The following is a 20,279-nucleotide window of genomic DNA, read 5'->3' on the forward strand; positions in this document are numbered from 1 at the left end:
ATAAAGAGACTGATAGCACTTCGTCAGTCTCTTTTTTACGTCTCTGTCATTGTAAATCAAACGTGATTTTTATTTACACTTGAGATTTACTATCAACTCTGTGCTCTTCTCTATCAATTTCATTGATAGTTGATATTACATTCTTATTTTGGTAACATTTATGAAAACGAATTCATAACCTTCATGTTACCCTCTTTCCCGAACTAATTATGCATAGATAAGAACAGATTGGCTATTCACTTGAAAGTGGTGGTAATTAATTAAAACTACTCCGTATTCAAGAAAAAATTCAGATTGAAGAAAGGAGAATACAATACCAATGAATAAGAAATTAAAACTAACCTTAGCATTATCGCTTAGTGTTCTATTGCTTGGATCACCGGTTAGTTATGCAAAGGAAAATAACTTAGCAGTTCCCCAGAATAGCACTGCCCAAGAAATTAATATCGACGTAGAAAGTAAGTTTCAGGAAATTGATGGATTCGGAGCTTCTGGTGCTTGGTCCATGGATCCAGTTGGCAGTGAATGGTCGGAAGAAAATAAAAACCTTGTTGCTGATTTGTTATTCTCACAGGATAAAGGAATTGGTTTATCCATGTGGCGCTTTAATATCGGTGCAGGTAGTGAAATGACAGACAAGGAAATCATTACAGATCGTTTTAGAAGAGCAGAAAGTTTTAAAACAGGAGAAAAGGAGGATTATGATTGGTCTAAACAAGCTGGTCAGCAGTGGTTTCTTCAAGCAGCAAAAGAACGCGGAGTTGAGGAATTTATTGCATTTGTAAATAGTCCACCCGTTTGGATGACGAAGAATGGACATGGACAACCAGACCCCTCTGTTGGTAGCACAAATCTAGAAGAAGAACATATGGATGATTTTGCAATATTTTTAGCTGATGTATTAGAGCATTTCGAACAAGAGCAGTTGCCTTTTAACTATATTAGTCCGATCAATGAGCCTACATGGGATTGGAACTATGCAGGACAAGAAGGAAATCGTTACAATATAGACGATATGAAAGAGGTTATCACAGCTTTACATAATGAGCTGGAAAACCGAGGACTTGAAACCGAAATTGACGCACCAGAAGCGGTAGAATATACATCACTTCTTGATGATGATATATATGCTGAATTTACAGGAAGTGATAGCAGATATAGCGGTGGCAATGCTAGTGGTGCTTATCCGGGTAAATATCGAGAATATATCAAGGAATTTTTAGGAGATAGTGATATAAAAGAAATGGTCGGTAATAAGGTTAGTACACACGCCTATTGGTCTGATCATTATTCTGGTGAAGACCGTCTAATTCCATTAAGAGAATCTGTACGGGAAAACATAGATCGATATGATAAGGACGCAAAAATATGGATGTCCGAATACTGTATTTTGGGAGATCACGGGCATGGCAGAGACCTCTCCATGGAGACTGCACTAGATGTTGCCCGACTCATTCATAATGACATGGTGGAAACACAAGCTTCCGCATGGCAATGGTGGTTAGCGATGTCACCTTATGATTACAAGGACGGATTGATCTATACAGATTACTCCGAACAGGGTGATGAACAAACAATCATTGAATCTAAGTTACTATGGGCTTTAGGTAACTACAGCCGTTTCGTTAGACCGGGAGCCTACAGAGTTGATCTTCAGGGTGCCAACGATAAGAACGGTCTTATGGGCTCTGCTTATTATCAAGAAGACGATGACCAGCTCGCTATTGTACTTGTCAATCATAGTGATGAAACAAAACCAGTAAATATTAATGTAGATGATCTACCTGGAAACAAGAAAACCATACAATTTAAACCATATGTAACTTCTGAAAACAATGACCTGGAAGAAAAAAACTTATTCCCCGGACATAAAACGTTTCATGTTCCAGCAAAATCGGTAGTTACATTAGTTGCTCAATAATAATTAAACAAAAAAGAATGCCGGTTTATTATAAACCGGCATTCCTCTATTAGTTAAACTGTTTTAGTTAACTGCTTTTTGATTCCGCACAAGTGACTGCGCCATTTACGTCTAGTCCAAGTGTCTCCTCTGTTGCAGTATGAATTTCCCGGAACATTTCAGGATTTTCCGCTAGCAACACACCATAAGATGGAACCATTTCTTTGATTTTAGGTTCCCATTCTTTTATATGTTTTGGGAAACATTTCTCCAATATTTCCAGCATAACTGGTACTGCAGTAGAAGCACCTGGAGAAGCACCTAGTAATGCAGCTATCGAGCCATCGTCAGCACTAACAACTTCTGTACCAAATTGAAGTGTTCCTTTACCACCAGTTTCCGTGTCTTTAATAACTTGTACACGTTGACCAGCTACGACTATATCCCAATCTTCACTTTTTGCATTCGGAATAAATTCACGTAATTCTTCCATACGTTGTTCCTTCGATGACAACACTTGCTGAATCAGATATTTCGTCAATCCCATTTCTTTTGCCCCTGCCGATAGCATGGTTAAAACATTATTCGGTTTGACCGAACCAAGTAAATCAAAATTGGAACCTGTTTTTAAGAATTTTGGAGAGAAACCTGCATATGGTCCAAATAATAATGATTTTCTGTTATCAATAAATCTTGTATCAAGATGCGGAACAGACATTGGTGGAGCACCAACTTTAGCTTTACCGTATACTTTTCCATGATGCTGCTCTATGATTTCAGGATTGTTACATACCATAAATAAGCCGCTTACTGGGAAACCACCAATATTTTTGGACTCCGGAATACCGGTTTTCTGTAGTAAAGGCAAGCTTCCTCCCCCACCGCCAATAAAGATAAACTTTGCAGTATGATATTCTATTTTGCCATTATCCATATCATGCACTTTTACTTCCCATGAACCATCACTCTTTTGTTTAATATCCTCCACACTATGCTTGTAATTTACTTCTACGTCTGTCTCCTCTAAATGGTCGAACAATTTGCGTGTTAACGCACCAAAGTTCACATCCGTTCCAGAATCGATTTTAGTTGCCGCTATCGGTTCGTCTGGTGTACGTTCCTCCATAATAAGTGGAATCCATTCCTTCAGTTTCTCAAGTTCATCGGAATATTCCATATCTTGAAACAGAGGAATATTTGATAACGCTTCAAAACGTTTTTTCAAAAAGGTTACATTCTCTTCCCCTTGGACTAAACTCATATGTGGGATTGGCATGATAAAGTCTTGTGGATTCCCAATCAGCTTGCTGTTAACTAAATAGGACCAAAACTGTCTTGATACCTGAAACTGTTCATTAACTTTCACAGCTTTAGTAGTATCGATTGAACCATCAGCTTTTTCCGTTGTATAGTTAAGCTCGCATAGTGCGGCATGACCGGTTCCCGCATTATTCCACTCGTTAGAGCTTTCTTCACCTGCTTTATCGAGCTTCTCAAACACGGTAATATCCCATTCTGGTGCTAACTCTTTCAGTAGTGATCCCAAAGTTGCACTCATCACTCCAGCACCAATTAAAATAACATCTGATTTTTTCTGTATGTTGCTCATTAAAACCTTCCTTTCCTGTCCCTTATCTGCAAAAAAAAGTAGGCTCTCCTGCTTGGTATAACAAAAAGTAAGGCATTATCCAGGAACAAACCTTCTTTCCCAATCATATATAGTCTTTTATAATTATTTAATATCTTCTATCATCTAACAATTATAAACTATTTAGGGGTGGAAAAAAAGTAAGAATAATGTCGCAAGGATCCAAAGGAAAATAGATCGGGTTAATTCTATTGAAACAACTAATACTAAAAAGAAGTAATTCAATTAATACTATTATCATAAGCAGTAGGTGTCTGTCGGATCGCAAATCAATCATTTAACTTTTCCTCGTTTAACCTTTAAGATGAAATATATAACAAATTGGAAAGGGTGAAACAAATGAAAGTATTAATTGCAGGTGCTAATGGCCAGATAGGAAAACATCTTGTCAAATTCATCCAAGATGAAGATAATCTAGATGCAAAAGCAATGATTCGAAAACAAGAACAAGCCGCTTATTTTGAAGATTTAGGGGCAGAAGTTGCTGTGGTAGATCTTGAAGATGACGTTGATGCAATCGCTAAGGCTGCAGAAGGAGTAGATGCGGTTGTATTCACTGCAGGTTCTGGACCACATACAGGCAAAGACAAAACCATTATGATCGATCTGGACGGCGCTGTTAAAACAATTGAGGCAGCAAAACAAGCCAATGTGAAACGATATGTTATGATCAGTTCATTCGAAACAAGTCGTGAAGCAATTCAATCTGCTCCAGAAGGTTTTGCACCATATGTAATAGCGAAGCATTATGCGGATGAATGGCTCACATCAACTGATTTAGATTATACAATTATTCACCCTGGTGGACTAACCAATGATCCGGGCAAAAACCAAGTAGAACTAGCTGAAAAAGTGGAAAGAGGCCAAGTTCCACGAGAAGACATTGCAAGAGTGATTGTTGCTAGTTTGAACAATGATTCTACGATTGGTAAGAGATTTCAGGTTATAACAGGAAATACAGATGTAGAAGACGCGGTTAAATCCATTTAAAAATCTAAGACAGCCCCATTTCCCTGATTGGCGAAATGGGGCTGTAATTTTATCCAAATGGGTTTTTGAACTTCTTATTCATGATTGTGAAATTTACATACACTAACTTAACGTATATGCTCTATAAGGGATTCGCACTGGCTTTAAAGCAAGTGAATACCTATTATATGCTTTATAAAGCTTTTACTCTGTCTTTATTGTCTTATAGTTATTTTCGTTGTAAGTAACGCACCCCGATATTATTAGGGATAATATCCGTTTTTACACTACTTTCATTTAAAAGGGTTTCCATTATATAAAATTTTCAAAGTCATCCAACAAATACGATCATAACGACAAAACAAGCCTCATCCATGCAGATGTAAGGCTTGTTTAATCATTGATAACTATTACCTTTTCCTATATTATCTAATTCTACGCCGATTCAAATGCATCCGTTTCTTCTTTTATAGCACTTTTCGTTGGCATAAATAACGTCAAAATTAGTGCAGCAATTGCTAATATCATCATAAAGAAGTAGGCATCACCTGAGCCTAGTATAGAAGAAAGACTTCCAATTTGTTCCGGAGAAGCCGTTGGTTTTTCATTTGTGATTTTTGACGCATGACTTGTTACTTGTGCTGTGTAAATGGTAACCACTACCGCCGTTCCGATTGCTCCTGCAAGTTGACGTACAGTATTAACAACGGCAGAGCCATGTGACCCTAAATTTTTAGGTAATGCGTTCAATGCAGATGTATTGAGTGGCATCGTAATGAAACTTAAACCAATACGTAAAACGATGGTACGTGTCATTAAATACATGAAAGAAGTCGAAGCTGTTAAATCCGTTACAGCCCACATCGAAGGAATCATAAATAAAAGACCAATAATAAATAACGGCTTTGCACCAACTTTGTCATATAATTTCCCAGTGACTGGAGACAAGACGGCATTGATGACAGCCCCTGGTAATAATAAAAGACCTGCTTCAAATGCTGTAAAACCTCTACCCGTTTGGAGGTAAATAGGTAGTAAGATCAAATCTGCATACATGATCATGGTTACTAACACATTGAGTAATGAAGTTAAAGTAAATACCTTGTACTTAAATACTGATATATTTAATACTGGATCGTTTGATTTTATTTGGCGAATACAGAAGAAAACCGTAAACAACAATCCAATGATTAATGAAAAAACAACAATAGAGTTACCCCAACCTTTATTACCTGCGTTACTGAAGCCGTATAATATAAACCCAAAACCAATGGTTGATAATAAAATACTTAAGAAGTCTAGTTTGGATTTAGCTGTTTCAGATACATTCACTAAGTATTTCGATGCAAATAAAATAACTATCAATACAAAAGGTGCTAAACCAATAAATAACCAACGCCATGATACATACTCTATAATAAAACCGGCTAAGGTAGGTGCAATGGCTGGTGCAAATATTATCGCAAACCCAATTAAGCCCATTGCGCTACCTCTTTTTTCAGCAGGAAAAATAAACAGAATCACACTCATCATAAGAGGAATGATAATCCCTGCTCCCACGGCTTGAATCATTCGTCCGATTAATAGAACCGCAAAGAAGGGAGCTGTTGCACAAATAACGGTACCCAATAATAAAAATAGCATCGAACTAATAAATAATTGTCTGGTCGTAAAACGTTTCATTAGAAAGGCTGTTGTTGGAATTAATACGCCGTTCACAAGCAGAAAGCCTGTCGATAGCCATTGAACGGTTGTAGCTGTTACATTAAATATATCCATTAAATTACTTAAAGCAACATTTAATAACGTTTGATTTAATACTGATAAAAAACAACCTGATATCATTACAAATAATAATATGCCTTTCTTCACTTCTTTTCTCTCATTTTCCATTTAGAAACCCCTTTATGATTGCCTCTTCGACATAGTATCGATAAAATATATATTAACAAACCGAAAATACCTTGCCTATATACAATTTCTTTAAAAACGTCAATTACTTAACATTTACATGCTATATGTTGATAAAACTATATATAAACGATAAAGGAGTTTGAAATGTCTATTCAAAAACAAGAAGATCCACGTGCTATTCGCTCAAAAAAAATGTTTAAAAACGCAGTTCTTTCTCTTTTAATAGAAAAACCCTCTATATCACAGTTAACTGTTCAAAAAATCGCTGATCGTGCGGAATTAAACAGAGCTACCTTTTATCTGCATTATCAAGATATTTACGATTTATTAAAACAAATAACTGATGAAATCTTTGACGAATTGTCTATAAAGTTAAGGCCTCTTATGAAAGGGGAAATCATACTTGAACGAGAACAATTAACGGTATTTTTAGATTATATATATGAAAACCGAAAATATTTTGGTGTTTTATTTGAATACAAAAGCTTTGAAACTAACTTATTTAACCTTTTTAAAAATCTCATAGAAACGAGAAGAAATGACAAACAAAATGAATTACCCAAAAACTATGTTTCCATTGATATCCGAACAGCTTCCTTAATGGGCATTATTATGTGGTGGATTAAAGATGGCATTCATTTTAGTTCTGAATATATAGCAAACCAAATCTCTTTGATGTTCGAGCGCTGAAGTAATAAATGCACCCTCAGTTGACAACTTACTTACTAGTAAGTAAGATCATATGTATGATTAATAAAAAGTCACAGATCATTGAATTGACTCTAAAGAACATTAAAGACAAAGGATTCTTATCTTTTAGTTATGATGATTTAGCAAAAGAACTAGGTGTTACGAAGGCAAGTATTCATTATCATTTTGAAAAGAAAGGAGATTTAGGTATTGCTGTTTGCAACAGCATTGAAGAAGGTCTTGAAAAGGCTTTTTCTGAAGTGAAACAGGCAAGCATAAAACCTTTGGACAAGCCTTTAGCGTTTATTTCAAATAGAATATTATATATAAACAAAAATGATATGTGTCCTATATCTGCATTGCAGGCAGACTATAATTATTTACCTGCATCAATGCAGAAGAAAATTCAGAAACTAAGTCAAATGGAAATAGACTTTTTAACTGAATTACTTTTTGAAGCAAAAAAAGAAGGGTACCTAGAAGGCTATCACGACAATCTTGAGGAATTAGCCATTCTTCTCATCGCAAGCACTAAAGGAGGATTACAATACAAACGTATATTAGGAGATGAATTTTTCACTAAATTATGGGAACAATTCACGGATTTTTTAAAATAATAACCGAGGAGATGATGGTTTATGACACGAAGAGTTGTAGTAACAGGATATGGAGCCGTCTCACCGTTAGGTAATACGGTTCAAACTTTTTGGGAAAATATTAAAGAAGGCAGATCAGGAATTAAAAAGATTGAATCCGATGACTATAAAAACATTAACACCCAAATTGCAGGTTATATTACGGACTTTGAGCCAGAAAAATACCTTGATAAAAAAGAAAGAAAAAAGTATGACTTATTTGTCCAATATGCTATTGCTTCTGCACAACAAGCTTTAGAGGAATCCAACCTAGATTTGCAAGAAGTGAACAAAGATCGCTTTGGGGTTTATATTGGGTCAGGTATCGGAGGAATAGATACCATCTTAGATAATCATGAGGCATTAATAGAAAAAGGACCAAAGAGAGTTTCTCCATTTATGATCCCTATGATGATTAGTAATATGGCTTCTGGCATTATTTCTATGAAAACTGGTTTTAAGGGTCCTAGTTTTTCACCAGTATCGGCTTGTGCAACAGGTAATCAAGCCATTGGAGAAGCATTTTTAAATATTAGACATGGGTATTCTGATGGTATATTGGCAGGTGGATCAGAGGCTCCGATCAATCCTTTAGCTTTTGCTGGATTCTCTAGGATGAGGGCAATGTCAACTAGTAATAATTCACCCCAAGAGGCAAGTCGCCCATTTGATAGCAAGAGGGATGGCTTTGTTATGTCAGAAGGAGCCGGTGTTTTATTTCTTGAAGAGTATGAACATGCAATAGAAAGAGGAGCAACTATTTTAGGAGAAATAGTTGGTTATGGTTCTACAACTGATGCATATCATATTACTTCACCTGACTACAATGGAGCAGCAAAGGCTATGAGTTTGGCCTTAGATATGGGGAATATCGAATTACATGATGTAGATTATATAAATGCACATGGGACAAGTACCCCTGAAGGAGATAAATCAGAAACCAAAGCAATTAAAAGTGTTTTTGGTAATCATGCTTACGATATAAAGGTAAGTTCTACTAAATCAATGACTGGACATCTTTTTGGCGCAGCTGGTGGGGTTGAAGCTATACTCACCCTAAAAAGTATAGAAGATAATGTGGTACCTCCCACGATCAATTATGAATACTCAGATGAAGAGTGTGATTTAGATTATGTTCCAAACTATGCTGTTAAGAAAAATGTAAACTATGCTCTTTCCAATGGTTTTGGATTTGGAGGACATAATACAGTGTTGGCATTTAAAAAGTTTTCTAAGTAAATATTGAATTTGGCATGATGAAAAACGCCATTTTGATCAATCTTTTTCAAAATGGCGTTTTTTAACGATTTCTTCTTGATTACAATTGACCTAAACTCTCCATAAGTAAGTATATTCCTGTAAACAACAAGATGATATATGTAAATATACGGAAAACATTTTGATTAATCCATTTAAAAAGTATTTGTCCCAAGTACAGACCTATTAGTACTAGTGGTAACGCCACTCCGCTGGAAATCCAGACCGTTTTACTTGTTCCTGCAAAAATGACTTGGATGATTAAACTTATTAAATAGATAAATAAATAAAATGCCAGTGTAGTACCGCGTAACTTTTCCTTTTGAGTACCTATTCCAGAAAAGTATAACAATAATGGCGGTCCGGGCATTCCGATACTTGTTGTTAGAGAACCCGATAATCCACCTACAAGCAAATCTCGTTTTTTATTTTGTTTCACTCGAAACCTTAGTATAAGCATTATAGTTAATATCAAGATGATAATGCTAACCCCTAATTTGAGTTTGGTTATATCTATTAGTAAAAATGTAAAGATTCCTACCGGCAGACCGATGACACTCCCAAGCAAAACTCTCCGTAAGATCTTGAAATCAATATCCTTTAAAATCTTAGTTATTAAGGCACCAGAAATGATTAGTGATAAAAACAGATTTATTTGTATTGCTTCCCTAGGTTCAAATATCAAAAGAAGAAAGGGGGTAGCCAAAATTGAAAAACCAAACCCTGTACTTGTTTGAAGGATGGAGGCTACTATAATAATTACAAAGAATATTATTGTTTCCATATAGAACCTGCTTTCTGTACTCAACAAGAAGATTTTTAAATTTAATCAGTGCTATAATCCTTAATAACAACTATTAGCATATTGTATCACATTAGATTATAACCTGTGGATGACTTAAACGCGGACATTTATTCCGTTATATCTGGTGAAAACAATGATATGGGGATGTTCGTGGACAAGATGTCAACGAACACCTTGAAAATAGCTATTTTAATACAAATAACGAATCAGATGTCCGCCTGATTTAGAAACGTTAGTTGAATAAGACAATATAAATGAAACCATAGGCTATTTGTTATGTGATTTGATGTTTCCCCCAAGGTAAGTGAACTAATGTCGCCAACTTTTATAAATCTATTTTCATCTATTCCATAGTTAAGCTCTGTCACAAATAATCTGCATCCCTCGTCTTGAATAATGAAATAATTAAAGGAGGCAATCTTATGACTCAAAAATGGGATGTAGTAATTATAGGGGCGGGATTAGCAGGTTATGTTGCAGCTAATTATCTAGCTAAAAATGATTTGTCCATATTAATATTAGAAAGAGGTAAGCATGTTGGCGGGAGAGCGAAAACAGATAAGATAAAACACCAATACTTCAATCTTGGACCCCATGCGCTTTATAAAAAAGGAAAAGCGAAACCTATTCTCGAAGAATTACGTATTAATCTTAATGGTAAATCACCAAAATTGACTGGCTTTTTAATCGAAAATAATACGGCCTATGTTGCACCATTAACTCCTTCAGGGCTTTTTTCAACAAGTTTTCTTAATTGGAAAGAACGTTTGGAATGGGTCGGCGTTTTGATGAAAGTGAATAGAATGGATACCGAAAAGTTAGCAGACCTCACATTCCAACATTGGGTTAAGCAAATCGCGTTATCACCAAAAGTGGAGGCATTGCTTTATGTATTAGCGAGACTCACAACGTATTGTCATGCTCCTGACAAGGTGAGCGCTAAATTAATCGTGTCGCATTTGAAGGTTGGCATGAGCGGTGTACTGTATTTAGATGGCGGTTGGCAGACGATTATTGATCAACTCCACAATAAAGCGGTCATTTCCGGTATTCAGGTTCACTCACACTCTGTTGTAAAACATATCGCCCCTTCAGTAGATCATCATACATTAATGCTGTCTAATAATGAAGAAATACTCGCAAAAAGGGTGATTTGTACAACTCATCCTCAAGAACTTAATAACATGTTAGGTGCTGAGGCAAACCTTCTTCAGAATCGTTTTTTTGCCCAAATAACACCTATAAAGGGAGCAACTTTAGATGTCGCTTTAACACAGCTTCCTAATCCAAAGTTATCGTTCGCTATGGGAATCACTGCCCCTTTCTATTATTCTGTACATTCAAATGATGCCCAACTCTCTGATGACGGAAAGAGTACCATTCTGCATGTGTTTAAATATCACTCTCCTCACTTGCATATAGATGGAAAAGAAGTTAAACACGAGCTTGAACAATTTTTAGAACAGCTGCAGCCAGAGTGGCAGAAATATGTGATAACAAAACGTTTTATTCCTAACATTATAGTGAATCAACGCTTACCCCGAATAGGTGATGAGCAAAACTTGAAACGTTCTGAAACGGATATCCCTGGATTATATATAGCAGGAGATTGGGCTTCTCCAAACTCCATTTTGTCAGAAGGAGCAATCAGCAGTGGAAAACAAGCAGCTCAGGAAATAATAAAAATAGAAAATGAGATGATATAATGCAAATTCGTAATGAGGAGTATCAACAATTTAAACCATTATTATTTTCATTAGGATATAGGCTATTAGGTTCCGTATCAGAAACAGAAGATATTGTGCAAGAAACTTTTTTAAGAGCGTTCGAAATAACTGAACAGGAAATAGAAAATAAGAAAGCATATCTCTGTAAAATGATGACGAACCGCTGTCTTGATGTACTAAAGTCTGCTCGATACAAGCGTGAGCAATACGTGGGACCATGGAATCCTGAGCCTCTACTTTTAGAACAATCACATGACTTTGATCCAACTGAAGTAGTGCTACAAAAAGAAGGATTAAGTATTGCCTATTTACGAATGATGGAGCATTTGACACCAGATGAAAGAGCCACCCTCCTTCTAAAAGAAATATTTGACTTCACATACGCAGAAATTGCAAATATTATTGAAAAGAAGGAAGAAAACTGCAGAAAAATTTTCAGTCGAGCAAAGCAAAAAATCTCACTCACAGAAGGTGAAAGCCTAAACTATGAGAAGAATAAATCAGTTATTACTGACTTTATCCAGGCATTTCAAACGCAAAATATGGATGCCTTATTAGAACTAATTTCTGAAAATGTTACGCTGTTTTCTGATGGCGGAGGAAAAGTCCATGCCGCTGTTCGTCCCGTTGTATCACTATCCAACGTATTGGCATTATTATACGGCATAACAAAAAAGACTCCTGAAGACTTTTATCTTGATATTAAAAATGTCAATGGTCAGCCAGCAATTTTGATTTATATGAATAAAGCACTTCAAAGCATCATGAGTTTTTATATTAGTAACAAGAAAATTCACGAAATATATTTAACCGTGAATCCTGATAAATTGCCCTAAAATATGGACTTTTTTGCATAGCTTGTCTCCTGTATTGCATATATATAGACTATCAAAGGCTAAGGAGGCTTTTTATGCTAAGGAATATATCATCCTATCAGATCATTAGGTATGTAGTTGGCTATGTTTTTATAGCCTCAGCTCTTATGAAATTAGTAGTTGCAGATTTTACAGGTCCATTTTCTAATTATGGTATACCGTATCCTCAAGTAATGGTATTAGTTGTCGGGATTACAGAATTAATATGTGGTGTACTAATCATTTTTAATTACTATGTGAAGAAAGCGACTATTCCTTTATTAGTAATTATAATTGCTGCATTAATCCTTACGAAAGTGCCTGTGCTACAAACGGGATTACTCGAATTTGCGTTTGAAGCGAGATTAGATATTGTCATGTTTTTCCTTCTTTATATTCTTTGGAAAACTAATGTTAACACAAGTCATTGAAGGTGGGACAAAACATAACTTAGATACTCTTACCAATGCTCTACCTCCTGTGCTTGTTGCTTCTTCCTTGGAATACTATTTCTGTTCCTTGGAAAAGTGTTTCTGCTCCTTGGAATCCTAGTTCTCTTCCTTGGAAAAGTGCTTCTGCTCCTTGGAAATATTCATTTTTCCAAGGAAGAATGATACTTTTCCAAGGAACAATAAACACGAACATCCAACTTGATGTTCGTGTCTTGTCATAATTCGAGTACTTCTGTCCCACCCTCTTCTCTTTTACTCTATACAAACTCGTCTAGAAACGTAGCGACTTCAGAATCAAGGTGTGCAAGTGACGCGATGATGACTTTTATAAGGTCGATTCGTGAAGGCGCCCATTTTATACTTTTTTGTCTTATAAAAAAGACTGCCGATATCTTCCCGACAGCCTGTGAATCAAGAGATTACTGATTGCTCACATGTACATCCATTTGTGGATATGGTATAGAAATGTTTTCTTGATCAAATTTTATTTTAACTTGTTCCAAAATATCAAAATGCACATCCCAGTAATCCTCTGCATTGGCCCAAACTCTAACCGTATATTCTACTGCACTATCACCATGTGCAGACAAACGGATAAATGGTTCCGGATCTTGTAAAACAGCAGAATGACTATTCACTACATTCTCTAATGTATGTAATACGTGTTGTGCATCCGTTTCATATCCTACGCCAAAAGTAAAATCAACTCGACGAGTGCTATTTACTGAATAATTCACAATTCCAGCATTAGATAAACCACCATTTGGAATAAAAATCACTTTATTATCAGGAGTTGTCAATTCCGTATACAATATTTGAATGGCCTTAACCGTTCCGCCGTATCCAGCTCCTTCAATATAGTCCCCTACACGAAATGGACGAAGGGTAAGTAGTAAAATTCCTCCAGCAAAATTGGCTAACGAACCTTGGAAAGCTAAACCAACCGCAAATCCTGCAGCTGCAATAATTGCCGCAAATGAGGTTATATCAGCTCCTAATATACTAATTACAGAAATTATAAGTAAAATTTTTAAAATGATACTCATCATTGATTGAAGAAATGGTTTTAAGCTTTCATCTAATTTCGATTTTTCCATTTGATTGCCTACAATTTTCATAATTATTTTAATAATGGCAAGTCCGACAATTAAAGTAATAATGGCAAACGCAATAGTCTTTCCCGTTTCTATAGCTAAATTAATCCAATCCATCCCTATCTTCCTTTCTCTCTATTATTTGATAACCATAATAAATTTCGAATGTCATAAAGCCTTTCTGACTATATATAGAAAAAATTTCTAATTAAATTATAGTCTTATGTGGTTTATTCTGCAAAAATATGATTTCCGATTTGAGTTACGGTTTCTCGAGTAAAAATCCATTCGTCTGTAGCTTTTTCAGGGTTATAATAATATGTCGTACCGTTCGTTGGGTCATAACCATCTAATGCATCGATAACCGCATGATAAGCATCTGTATTCGGTACAAGATAATATTGATCATCTTGAACTGCGGTGAAAGCATTTTGCTGAAAGATAACGCGTTGAATTGTATTTGGGAATTCAATGGAGGCTTTCCGGTTTAGAATAACAGCTGCCACCGCTACCATCCCCTCGTATGATTCCCCTCTTGCTTCACCGTGTACTACCCTTGCCATCATCTCGACATTGTCGATTTGATTTCGGGTTTTTATTCCTGTGATTCCATCTACCCAGAGATTAGTTTCATATTGAAAATCTTTTACCGCTCTTTCTGTTAATGAACCAAAATACCCTGTAGGTTCCGCATTTAAATACCCCATTCTAAACAATTTTTCTTGGATATCTTGTACTTCTTGCCCTGAATTTCCTTTTTCTAATGTAGTCGCCGCTTGAACCTCCGTATTTTCCCCCACAAATAAAAATACTATGAACAAAATAAATACGCTATTTGTAATTATTTTTCTCATTTGCTCCTCCTCCATTTCGACAAAATTTATATAATTTTTCAAAAGATATCAAATGCTATTCCTTCAAAACAGCCAAACTCACTTTCACCTTAAAGGAAAATCAATATAACTATACCCCCATTATTAAAAAGCCAAACTCTAATAAATCTATTTTTTCGACATAATGCACTTTTAATTGTCATAAACTATCAAATTAGCTGTTATATGTCTGGTTCCTCCTTCTTATGTTCAAAAAATTAGCTCTACGATACTCGTGACTCAGTTCATCACAACAGTAATATCAACATTTATTTTGATATGCTCAACGATAAATAATTTGATCGGAATATATGCACCATATATAATAAGTTAGCACCCTCACATAGTGACCACATTTAACAACAGGAGTGAATTATGAATGGAACTTCAAGCAAACCCCCAATTACTATGGTTTATTGGGATTTATGCTGTAATAATGATCGGACTAGGAATTTATATGTCCAAGAAAGTGTCAAATAGTACAGACTTTATCCTAGCAGGAAAGAGCTTAGGTCCTTTGGTATTGATGGGTACCTTGCTAGCTACCTGGACAGGAAGTGGAAGCATATCAGGTGGAGAAACGTCTGTTGCCTTTAGTTTTGGTATTTTCCCTTCCCTGCTGTTAATGATACCAACTTTAATCGGTATTTTTACCCTTTATATAGCGGCGCCTAAAATCAGAGCATTTGGAAAATATACGATTTCAGGAATTCTTGAAGAAAAGTATGGTGCCTCTGCTCGCAATCTTGCCAGTGTTATTGTTCTTTTAGCTTATGTAGGTATCGTGTCTTATCAAATGAAGGGATTCGGATTTATTCTCAATCTTACAACAGGAATGAATGTAGAGACTGGTACGATCATAGCAGCTGTTTTAATCATATTTCTTGCGATGATTGGCGGTCTTAAATCTGTATCTCAAACAGATGCAATAAGTGGATTTTTAATGGTTGGTGGCTTAATAATTACCGTACCAACTATTTTCGCCGTTGCCGGTGGTTGGGATTCGATCGTTGAAAATGTCCCCGATTCTCATCTGACTGTAACGGGAGGACTAACAAACATCCAGCTAATTGGCTATCTACTACCGTCCTTATTCCTTTTACTTGGTGACCAAAACATGTATCAACGTTTAGCGTCATCAAAAGGAGATGCCACATCAAGAAAGGCTCAAATAGGTTGGCTACTTATTATGTTAATAATTTCACCAGCCATTTCACTAATTGCATTTGCATCTCGTTCTTTATTCCCTGATATTGATCCAGGGATGGCATTAATGGCGACAACGCTCGCAATGCCTATAGCAATTGGAGGAGTTTTACTTGCTGCAGCCGCTGCTTTTATCATTACAACAGGGAATTCCTATTTGCTTTCTGCAGCAACAAATATGACGTATGATATATATGGAAAGTATATTAATAAACATGCATCAGATGAAAAACAATTAAGGATGACAAAAGTTTTTATCGTAATCCTTGGTGTATTTTCCTATTTATTGATTCGTTTTTTCCCAACGGTTTTAGAAGTTCAAATGTATGCTTATACAGTTTATGGTGCAGGTATAACACCAGCGATTTTGGCTGTATTCTTCTGGAAACGCGTTAGTGCAACTGGTGGTATTTCATCCATGGTTGTAGGTGTTGTAACAACATTAGTATGGGAAATTATACTTGGCAAACCGTTTGACTTAAACAGTGTCGTTATTTCAGTTCCCGCAGCATTAATAGTATTAATAGTTGTATCATTAGCTACACAAAAGAAAACGACGAATAATTCCTGATAGGAGTGTCCAACATGCAAGAACGATTAACAAAAGTAACTGAATGGATGAACGAGAAAAATATTGAAGTAGCTTTCTTGAACTCAAAAGAAAATGTCTTTTATTTATCTAATTTTTATACAGACCCACATGAACGTCTGATGGGAATCCTCGTATTCAAACAAGCTCAACCAGTGTTTGTCCTACCTGAAATGGAAGCAGGTCAATTAAAAGATGCAGGTTGGGAATACGAAATTATTGGATATTCTGATCACGAAAATCCATGGAAACTCATTAAAACTACATTAGAAAAAAAGCAGTTAGAAAAAGCAGAAACAGTCGCTATTGAAAAAGATGTTCTTACTTACCAACGAAGTGAGAAGTTTCTATCATGCTTCCCAGAGGCAAAAATAATATCTATGGAAGAAAAATTAAATGACATGCGTGTTGTGAAAGATGATGGAGAAATTACCATCATTCGCCGCGCTGCAAACATGGCTGATTATGGAGTTCAAGTAGGTATTGATGCACTCGAAGAAGGCATTAGTGAAATGGAAGTATTAGCAAAAATCGAATATGAATTGAAAAGAAAGGGAATACGAGAAATGTCCTTTTCGACTATGGTACTATTTGGTGAAAAAACTGGAAACCCACACGGAAATCCAGGTGATCGAAAATTAAAAGCCGGTGATATGGTTCTCTTTGATTTAGGAGTTATAATGGATGGCTATTGCTCAGATATCACACGAACCGTAGCATTTAAATCAGTCACCGATAAACAAAAAGAAATTTACCAAACTGTATTAAAAGCGGAACAAGCATCCTTAGAAACAAGTAGACCAGGTAATCGTGTCGGAGATTTAGACAATGTTGCTCGACATATTATCATGGAAGCAGGATACGGAGACTACTTCCCACATCGAATCGGCCATGGCATGGGAATCAACGTCCATGAATTCCCTTCCATAAGTCATCTTAATGATGGAATCCTAACAAAAGGCATGGTCTATACGATTGAACCAGGGATATACCTTCCAGGGATCGGTGGTGTAAGAATAGAAGATGATGTACTAGTTACAGCGGATGGTTATGAAACATTGACCAAATTCCCCAAAGAACTACAAATAATAGAATAATTAATCAGTGTTAATTGTTTCGCTCTAAGCGAGGTGTATAAGTGCCCATATAAGGAACTTGTCGGTTGTTTATATGGGTATTCATTGCACTTTTGGATGGCATCCACGAAGTCCAGCTCCAAAATATACATCTTAAAGATTCTCCCCTATTACATCTCTCCAAATCTTTCCTACGTCGCAACATATATTAAAAAAATCTAGCTCCATCATACATGATAGAGCTAGATTACCCTTAGTTAAAGGGACTGAATTATATTATGCCATAGTAATCACGATCTTACCTGCAGCATGATGGGTTTCACTTAATGCATGTGCATCATGAACTCCTTTTTGTGATAAAGGAAATGTGCTGCCCACAATGCTCTTCATTTTTTTATTTTCTAATAGGTTAGCTAACATACTCAGTTGTTTACCATCTGGTTGAAGCCATATGCCTTTTGCTGTAATATTTTTCTCTTTTGCTTTTTCCTGATTTGGCTCACCTACAATGGATATTAATCGGCCAGTATTTTCTTTAAGGGCATCGAAACTGTCATTTTGTGTATCTCCACCAATCGTGTCATAAACAAGATCTAAATCCTGTACAACCTCTCTGAAATCAGTTGAACGGTAGTCAATCACTTCATCCGCTCCTAGTGATAATAGAAGTTGATGATTCTTCTCGCTTGCTGTTGTGTACACATATGCGCCTGCTTCTTTAGCTAATTGAATCGCGTATGTACCAACTCCACCAGCCCCTGCATGAATTAATACTTTTTGTCCTTCTTCCAGCTGTCCATGGTCAAATAAACCTTGATATGCCGTTAAACCAGCCAATGGCACTGCTGCAGCCTCCTCAAAGGAAATATTGGCTGGCTTTTTTGCTAATAAATGGTCATCTACAATGGTATATTCCGCATAGGTTCCAAAGCGTGTTGTTTCTGGGCGGGCAAATACCTCATCTCCCGCTTTCCAATCTGTTACTTCTGGTCCTACAGCTTCAATAACTCCGGAAACATCCCAACCAAGAATAATGGGGAATTCCCAATCAAACATTGGCTTCAGATGCCCCTCACGAAGTTTCCAATCAATCGGGTTAATGGATGTTGCTTTTTCACGCACTAATACTTGGTGCTCTCCTAGTTCTGGTAAAGTAACTTTTCCTTCTTCTAATACATCTTTGTCGCCATATTCATTAATAATCACAGCTTTTGTTTCCATATGATTTCACTCCTTTTCATTTGCTCGGCACTTTCTTAGTCCGATATTCATATTGTCCCACTTATAGTATGACTTTGAAAAACATTCTGATTCTCGAGAAGGTCAAGATAAATGTGCTGGATAGTGTCCCATACTATGCTTGCTTTCATGCTTAACAGTTATCAATAGTGCCATTCCACTAACCAATAAAAGTACACTACTAAAATAAAAAACAGTAGATATTGTATACAAGCCAGCAAGCCAACCACCCATGACTGGACCAATAATATTACCTAAAAAGCGAACACTTGTATTATAACCTAACACTTCGCCTTGAATATTTAATGGTGTTACTTGACGAATATAAGCAGTTCTAATCGGAATGACGCCACCAATTGCCATTCCTAATAAAAAGCGAACAATTACTAATTGCCAAATATTATTTACTAATGCTCCTGGTATGAAAAATACTGCAGACAATAATAACAGTACTATTAAGACCTTTTCATAACCGATGCGATCCCCTAATTTACCCCAATTTCTAGACATAAAAAGGTTTCCTAGTCCCGCTGCTGAAAAAGCAAGCCCTGAAAAGAATGCGATACTGGTTGATCCATGTATTTCGCTAACATATAAAGATAAAATTGGTTGAATACTGAAGTTTGCAACCTGTACAAACATAGATACAACCATGACCATCACAAGTACAGGATTATAAATAATATGTTTAAGCACTTCTATTGAAGAATAACTTGTGCTTTCCATCTTTGGCGTTTCTAATTTTGCCTCTTTAACACCAAACACTACAAAGAATGCAGCAATAAACAATGTAACAGATGTCAGTTGGAAAGTTGCGGCATAACCAATAGTATCCGCTAAAACTCCACCAAATAATGGTCCTAATAAACTTCCAGTTACATTCCCCGTCTGTAATGTTCCTAATACTTTACCAGCTATATGTTTTGGTGTTTGGGTAGAAATAAATGCTTGGGACATAGATATAAAACCCGTAAAAAAACCCATAAACATCCGTAATATAAAGAGCTGATGGACATTTGACACAAAGCCCATAAGTAACACACAGATCCCTAATCCAAAACCTGCCAGCACCAAAAATAGCTTGCGCCCATGTTTGTCACCAAATCTTCCCCATATTGGTGACACAATAAAAGCAATTAAGAATGTAATCGCAAATACCCAACCAGACCATGTTTGTACATAATCACCTGAATAATTGCCTAATGTTCCAATATATAAAGACAGGAATGGGATTACCATTGTCATACTTGCTGCAATGAAAAAGTTCGCAAACCACATAATTGACAAATTACGCTTTGCTAGTTGCTCTTGATTTAGAATAATAACCCCTTCTTCTTCTATTTATTTCGATT

The 20,279-nt window shown here is 36.1% G+C and carries 16 protein-coding genes and 1 pseudogene; 10 read left to right on the top strand and 7 right to left on the bottom strand.

Annotated features, from left to right (window positions below):
• Window positions 1-319: 319 nt before the first annotated feature.
• Window positions 320-1,921 (top strand): glycoside hydrolase, encoded by a 1,602-nt coding sequence (locus BM121_RS07320; protein WP_091482840.1) that lies wholly within the window; start codon window positions 320-322, stop codon window positions 1,919-1,921.
• Window positions 1,922-1,988: 67 nt separating this feature from the next.
• On the opposite strand, the pseudogene BM121_RS07325 reads toward BM121_RS07320, so the two are convergent.
• Window positions 1,989-3,521 (bottom strand): annotated as a pseudogene (locus BM121_RS07325) (malate:quinone oxidoreductase); the annotation flags it as partial.
• Window positions 3,522-3,887: 366 nt separating this feature from the next.
• Here BM121_RS07325 and BM121_RS07330 point away from each other — a divergent pair.
• The gene (locus tag BM121_RS07330; protein WP_091482845.1) at window positions 3,888-4,538 is read left to right on the top strand and encodes an SDR family oxidoreductase; all 651 of its coding nucleotides are present in this window, start codon (window positions 3,888-3,890) and stop codon (window positions 4,536-4,538) included.
• A 414-nt stretch (window positions 4,539-4,952) separates the two neighbouring features.
• Here the strand turns inward: BM121_RS07330 and BM121_RS07335 are convergent, their stop codons facing one another.
• Window positions 4,953-6,410, bottom strand: coding sequence for a DHA2 family efflux MFS transporter permease subunit (locus tag BM121_RS07335; RefSeq protein ID WP_091482847.1), 1,458 nt, complete (start codon window positions 6,408-6,410; stop codon window positions 4,953-4,955).
• 165 nt (window positions 6,411-6,575) lie between these two features.
• Between BM121_RS07335 and BM121_RS07340 the strand changes: the two genes are divergently transcribed.
• Genes BM121_RS07340 through fabF form a run of 3 tightly spaced genes read left to right on the top strand, consistent with a single transcriptional unit; the run spans window position 6,576 to window position 8,995 of the window.
• Window positions 6,576-7,121, top strand: a complete 546-nt coding sequence (locus tag BM121_RS07340) for a TetR/AcrR family transcriptional regulator (RefSeq protein ID WP_091482849.1) — start codon at window positions 6,576-6,578, stop codon at window positions 7,119-7,121.
• Window positions 7,122-7,177: 56 nt separating this feature from the next.
• Window positions 7,178-7,738: a TetR/AcrR family transcriptional regulator gene (locus tag BM121_RS07345; RefSeq protein WP_091482851.1), complete on the top strand. Its 561-nt coding sequence runs from the start codon at window positions 7,178-7,180 to the stop codon at window positions 7,736-7,738.
• A gap of 21 nt (window positions 7,739-7,759) precedes the next feature.
• Window positions 7,760-8,995 (top strand): beta-ketoacyl-ACP synthase II, encoded by a 1,236-nt coding sequence (gene fabF, locus BM121_RS07350; protein WP_091482852.1) that lies wholly within the window; start codon window positions 7,760-7,762, stop codon window positions 8,993-8,995.
• 79 nt (window positions 8,996-9,074) lie between these two features.
• On the opposite strand, the gene BM121_RS07355 is transcribed toward fabF, so the two are convergent.
• Entirely contained in the window at window positions 9,075-9,797 is a 723-nt protein-coding gene (locus tag BM121_RS07355) for a sulfite exporter TauE/SafE family protein (RefSeq protein WP_091482854.1), read from the bottom strand.
• Window positions 9,798-10,240: 443 nt separating this feature from the next.
• Between BM121_RS07355 and BM121_RS07360 the strand changes: the two genes are divergently transcribed.
• The 3 genes from BM121_RS07360 to BM121_RS07370 all read left to right on the top strand — a co-directional run bounded on the left by BM121_RS07360 (window position 10,241) and on the right by BM121_RS07370 (window position 12,830).
• Window positions 10,241-11,524, top strand: coding sequence for a phytoene desaturase family protein (locus tag BM121_RS07360; RefSeq protein WP_091482856.1), 1,284 nt, complete (start codon window positions 10,241-10,243; stop codon window positions 11,522-11,524).
• Window positions 11,524-12,381, top strand: a complete 858-nt coding sequence (locus BM121_RS07365; RefSeq protein WP_091482858.1) for an RNA polymerase sigma-70 factor — start codon at window positions 11,524-11,526, stop codon at window positions 12,379-12,381. Before BM121_RS07360 ends, BM121_RS07365 begins: the two co-directional genes overlap by 1 nt.
• Window positions 12,382-12,455: 74 nt before the next feature.
• The gene (locus BM121_RS07370) at window positions 12,456-12,830 is read left to right on the top strand and encodes a DoxX family protein (RefSeq protein WP_091482860.1); all 375 of its coding nucleotides are present in this window, start codon (window positions 12,456-12,458) and stop codon (window positions 12,828-12,830) included.
• 440 nt (window positions 12,831-13,270) lie between these two features.
• On the opposite strand, the gene BM121_RS07380 is transcribed toward BM121_RS07370, so the two are convergent.
• On the bottom strand, window positions 13,271-14,062 hold the full coding sequence (locus BM121_RS07380; RefSeq protein WP_091482864.1) for a mechanosensitive ion channel family protein: 792 nt from the start codon (window positions 14,060-14,062) through the stop codon (window positions 13,271-13,273).
• A 113-nt stretch (window positions 14,063-14,175) separates the two neighbouring features.
• Entirely contained in the window at window positions 14,176-14,799 is a 624-nt protein-coding gene (locus BM121_RS07385; protein ID WP_091482866.1) for a cell wall hydrolase, read from the bottom strand.
• A gap of 397 nt (window positions 14,800-15,196) precedes the next feature.
• On the opposite strand from BM121_RS07385, the gene BM121_RS07390 reads away from it, so the two are divergent.
• Both BM121_RS07390 and BM121_RS07395 read left to right on the top strand, forming a co-directional pair.
• Entirely contained in the window at window positions 15,197-16,594 is a 1,398-nt protein-coding gene (locus tag BM121_RS07390) for a sodium:solute symporter family protein (protein WP_091482868.1), read from the top strand.
• 14 nt (window positions 16,595-16,608) lie between these two features.
• Window positions 16,609-17,709, top strand: coding sequence for a M24 family metallopeptidase (locus tag BM121_RS07395; protein ID WP_091482870.1), 1,101 nt, complete (start codon window positions 16,609-16,611; stop codon window positions 17,707-17,709).
• 255 nt (window positions 17,710-17,964) lie between these two features.
• On the opposite strand, the gene BM121_RS07400 is transcribed toward BM121_RS07395, so the two are convergent.
• Entirely contained in the window at window positions 17,965-18,909 is a 945-nt protein-coding gene (locus BM121_RS07400; RefSeq protein WP_091482871.1) for an NADP-dependent oxidoreductase, read from the bottom strand.
• 102 nt (window positions 18,910-19,011) lie between these two features.
• Window positions 19,012-20,205, bottom strand: a complete 1,194-nt coding sequence (locus BM121_RS07405) for an MFS transporter (RefSeq protein ID WP_091482873.1) — start codon at window positions 20,203-20,205, stop codon at window positions 19,012-19,014.
• Window positions 20,206-20,279 lie beyond the last annotated feature (74 nt).

Origin of the sequence: Gracilibacillus orientalis, from assembly GCF_900114645.1 — a bacterium.
In the GTDB taxonomy this organism is placed as follows: Bacteria; Bacillota; Bacilli; order Bacillales; family Amphibacillaceae; genus Gracilibacillus; species Gracilibacillus orientalis.

Excerpts from the sequence above, each read along its gene's own strand:
- BM121_RS07320 (WP_091482840.1), top strand. The coding sequence starts at position 320 with ATGAATAAGAAATTAAAACTAACCTTAGCATTATCGCTTAGTGTTCTA.
- BM121_RS07330 (WP_091482845.1), top strand. The coding sequence starts at position 3,888 with ATGAAAGTATTAATTGCAGGTGCTAATGGCCAGATAGGAAAACATCTT.
- BM121_RS07335 (WP_091482847.1), bottom strand. The coding sequence starts at position 6,410 with ATGGAAAATGAGAGAAAAGAAGTGAAGAAAGGCATATTATTATTTGTA.
- BM121_RS07340 (WP_091482849.1), top strand. The coding sequence starts at position 6,576 with ATGTCTATTCAAAAACAAGAAGATCCACGTGCTATTCGCTCAAAAAAA.
- BM121_RS07345 (WP_091482851.1), top strand. The coding sequence starts at position 7,178 with ATGATTAATAAAAAGTCACAGATCATTGAATTGACTCTAAAGAACATT.
- fabF (WP_091482852.1), top strand. The coding sequence starts at position 7,760 with ATGACACGAAGAGTTGTAGTAACAGGATATGGAGCCGTCTCACCGTTA.
- BM121_RS07355 (WP_091482854.1), bottom strand. The coding sequence starts at position 9,797 with ATGGAAACAATAATATTCTTTGTAATTATTATAGTAGCCTCCATCCTT.
- BM121_RS07360 (WP_091482856.1), top strand. The coding sequence starts at position 10,241 with ATGACTCAAAAATGGGATGTAGTAATTATAGGGGCGGGATTAGCAGGT.
- BM121_RS07365 (WP_091482858.1), top strand. The coding sequence starts at position 11,524 with ATGCAAATTCGTAATGAGGAGTATCAACAATTTAAACCATTATTATTT.
- BM121_RS07370 (WP_091482860.1), top strand. The coding sequence starts at position 12,456 with ATGCTAAGGAATATATCATCCTATCAGATCATTAGGTATGTAGTTGGC.
- BM121_RS07380 (WP_091482864.1), bottom strand. The coding sequence starts at position 14,062 with ATGGATTGGATTAATTTAGCTATAGAAACGGGAAAGACTATTGCGTTT.
- BM121_RS07385 (WP_091482866.1), bottom strand. The coding sequence starts at position 14,799 with ATGAGAAAAATAATTACAAATAGCGTATTTATTTTGTTCATAGTATTT.
- BM121_RS07390 (WP_091482868.1), top strand. The coding sequence starts at position 15,197 with ATGGAACTTCAAGCAAACCCCCAATTACTATGGTTTATTGGGATTTAT.
- BM121_RS07395 (WP_091482870.1), top strand. The coding sequence starts at position 16,609 with ATGCAAGAACGATTAACAAAAGTAACTGAATGGATGAACGAGAAAAAT.
- BM121_RS07400 (WP_091482871.1), bottom strand. The coding sequence starts at position 18,909 with ATGGAAACAAAAGCTGTGATTATTAATGAATATGGCGACAAAGATGTA.
- BM121_RS07405 (WP_091482873.1), bottom strand. The coding sequence starts at position 20,205 with ATGTGGTTTGCGAACTTTTTCATTGCAGCAAGTATGACAATGGTAATC.